We start from the raw sequence: 2,950 nt of genomic DNA on the forward strand, positions 1-2,950 counted from the left end.
TCTCAATTCCGCCAAAACATCTTCGGCGTTGTAAGGTTAAGCCTCACGGTTCATTAGTACCGGTTAGCTCAACGCATCGCTGCGCTTACACACCCGGCCTATCAACGTCGTCGTCTTCAACGTTCCTTCAGGAGACTTATAGTCTCAGGGAGAACTCATCTCGGGGCAAGTTTCGTGCTTAGATGCTTTCAGCACTTATCTCTTCCGCATTTAGCTACCGGGCAGTGCCATTGGCATGACAACCCGAACACCAGTGATGCGTCCACTCCGGTCCTCTCGTACTAGGAGCAGCCCCCCTCAGTTCTCCAGCGCCCACGGCAGATAGGGACCGAACTGTCTCACGACGTTCTAAACCCAGCTCGCGTACCACTTTAAATGGCGAACAGCCATACCCTTGGGACCTACTTCAGCCCCAGGATGTGATGAGCCGACATCGAGGTGCCAAACACCGCCGTCGATATGAACTCTTGGGCGGTATCAGCCTGTTATCCCCGGAGTACCTTTTATCCGTTGAGCGATGGCCCTTCCATTCAGAACCACCGGATCACTATGACCTGCTTTCGCACCTGCTCGCGCCGTCACGCTCGCAGTCAAGCTGGCTTATGCCATTGCACTAACCTCCTGATGTCCGACCAGGATTAGCCAACCTTCGTGCTCCTCCGTTACTCTTTAGGAGGAGACCGCCCCAGTCAAACTACCCACCAGACACTGTCCGCAACCCGGGTAACGGGCCTACGTTAGAACACCAGCCATTAAAGGGTGGTATTTCAAGGGCGGCTCCACGCAGACTGGCGTCCACGCTTCAAAGCCTCCCACCTATCCTACACATCAAGGACCAGTGTTCAGTGTCAAGCTATAGTAAAGGTTCACGGGGTCTTTCCGTCTTGCCGCGGGTACACTGCATCTTCACAGCGAGTTCAATTTCACTGAGTCTCGGGTGGAGACAGCCTGGCCATCATTACGCCATTCGTGCAGGTCGGAACTTACCCGACAAGGAATTTCGCTACCTTAGGACCGTTATAGTTACGGCCGCCGTTTACCGGGGCTTCGATCAAGAGCTTCTCCTTACGGATAACCCCATCAATTAACCTTCCGGCACCGGGCAGGCGTCACACCGTATACGTCCACTTTCGTGTTTGCACAGTGCTGTGTTTTTAATAAACAGTTGCAGCCAGCTGGTATCTTCGACTGATTTCAGCTCCATGAGTAAATCACTTCACCTACATATCAGCGTGCCTTCTCCCGAAGTTACGGCACCATTTTGCCTAGTTCCTTCACCCGAGTTCTCTCAAGCGCCTTGGTATTCTCTACCTGACCACCTGTGTCGGTTTGGGGTACGATTTGATGTTACCTGATGCTTAGAGGCTTTTCCTGGAAGCAGGGCATTTGTCACTTCAGCACCGTAGTGCCTCGTCATCACGCCTCAGCCTTGACTCTCCGGATTTGCCTGGAAAGTCAGCCTACACGCTTAAACCGGGACAACCGTCGCCCGGCCGACATAGCCTTCTCCGTCCCCCCTTCGCAGTAACACCAAGTACAGGAATATTAACCTGTTTCCCATCGACTACGCCTTTCGGCCTCGCCTTAGGGGTCGACTCACCCTGCCCCGATTAACGTTGGACAGGAACCCTTGGTCTTCCGGCGAGCGGGCTTTTCACCCGCTTTATCGTTACTTATGTCAGCATTCGCACTTCTGATACCTCCAGCATGCCTCACGACACACCTTCAACGGCTTACAGAACGCTCCCCTACCCAACAACACATAGTGTCGCTGCCGCAGCTTCGGTGCATGGTTTAGCCCCGTTACATCTTCCGCGCAGGCCGACTCGACCAGTGAGCTATTACGCTTTCTTTAAATGATGGCTGCTTCTAAGCCAACATCCTGGCTGTCTGAGCCTTCCCACATCGTTTCCCACTTAACCATGACTTTGGGACCTTAGCTGGCGGTCTGGGTTGTTTCCCTCTTCACGACGGACGTTAGCACCCGCCGTGTGTCTCCCGTGATAACATTCTCCGGTATTCGCAGTTTGCATCGGGTTGGTAAGCCGGGATGGCCCCCTAGCCGAAACAGTGCTCTACCCCCGGAGATGAGTTCACGAGGCGCTACCTAAATAGCTTTCGGGGAGAACCAGCTATCTCCCGGTTTGATTGGCCTTTCACCCCCAGCCACAGGTCATCCGCTAATTTTTCAACATTAGTCGGTTCGGTCCTCCAGTTAGTGTTACCCAACCTTCAACCTGCCCATGGCTAGATCACCGGGTTTCGGGTCTATACCCTGCAACTTAACGCCCAGTTAAGACTCGGTTTCCCTGCGGCTCCCCTATACGGTTAACCTTGCTACAGAATATAAGTCGCTGACCCATTATACAAAAGGTACGCAGTCACCCCATAAAAGAGGCTCCCACTGCTTGTACGTACACGGTTTCAGGTTCTTTTTCACTCCCCTCGCCGGGGTTCTTTTCGCCTTTCCCTCACGGTACTGGTTCACTATCGGTCAGTCAGGAGTATTTAGCCTTGGAGGATGGTCCCCCCATATTCAGACAGGATACCACGTGTCCCGCCCTACTCATCGAGCTCACAACCGGTGTGGTTTTGTGTACGGGGCTGTCACCCTGTATCGCGTGCCTTTCCAGACACTTCCACTACCACACTGGCTGATTCAGGCTCTGGGCTGCTCCCCGTTCGCTCGCCGCTACTGGGGGAATCTCGGTTGATTTCTTTTCCTCGGGGTACTTAGATGTTTCAGTTCCCCCGGTTCGCCTCGTTAACCTATGTATTCAGTTAACGATAGTGTGACGAGTCACACTGGGTTTCCCCATTCGGACATCGCCGGGTCAAAGGTTCATATCACCTCGCCGACGCTTTTCGCAGATTAGCACGTCCTTCATCGCCTCTGACTGCCAGGGCATCCACCGTGTACGCTTGGTCGCTTAACCTCACAACCCGAAGA

1 rRNA gene is annotated in these 2,950 nt (G+C 53.7%); it reads right to left on the bottom strand.

Annotation, left to right across the window (positions count from 1 at the left end):
* Nucleotides 1-32: 32 nt before the first annotated feature.
* Nucleotides 33-2,936: ribosomal RNA gene (locus tag APU02_RS12400) — 23S ribosomal RNA — on the bottom strand.
* Nucleotides 2,937-2,950: the final 14 nt, after the last annotated feature.

Source organism: Citrobacter sp. 50677481 (genome assembly GCF_001463265.1).
Taxonomy (GTDB): Bacteria; Pseudomonadota; Gammaproteobacteria; order Enterobacterales; family Enterobacteriaceae; genus Citrobacter_A; species Citrobacter_A sedlakii.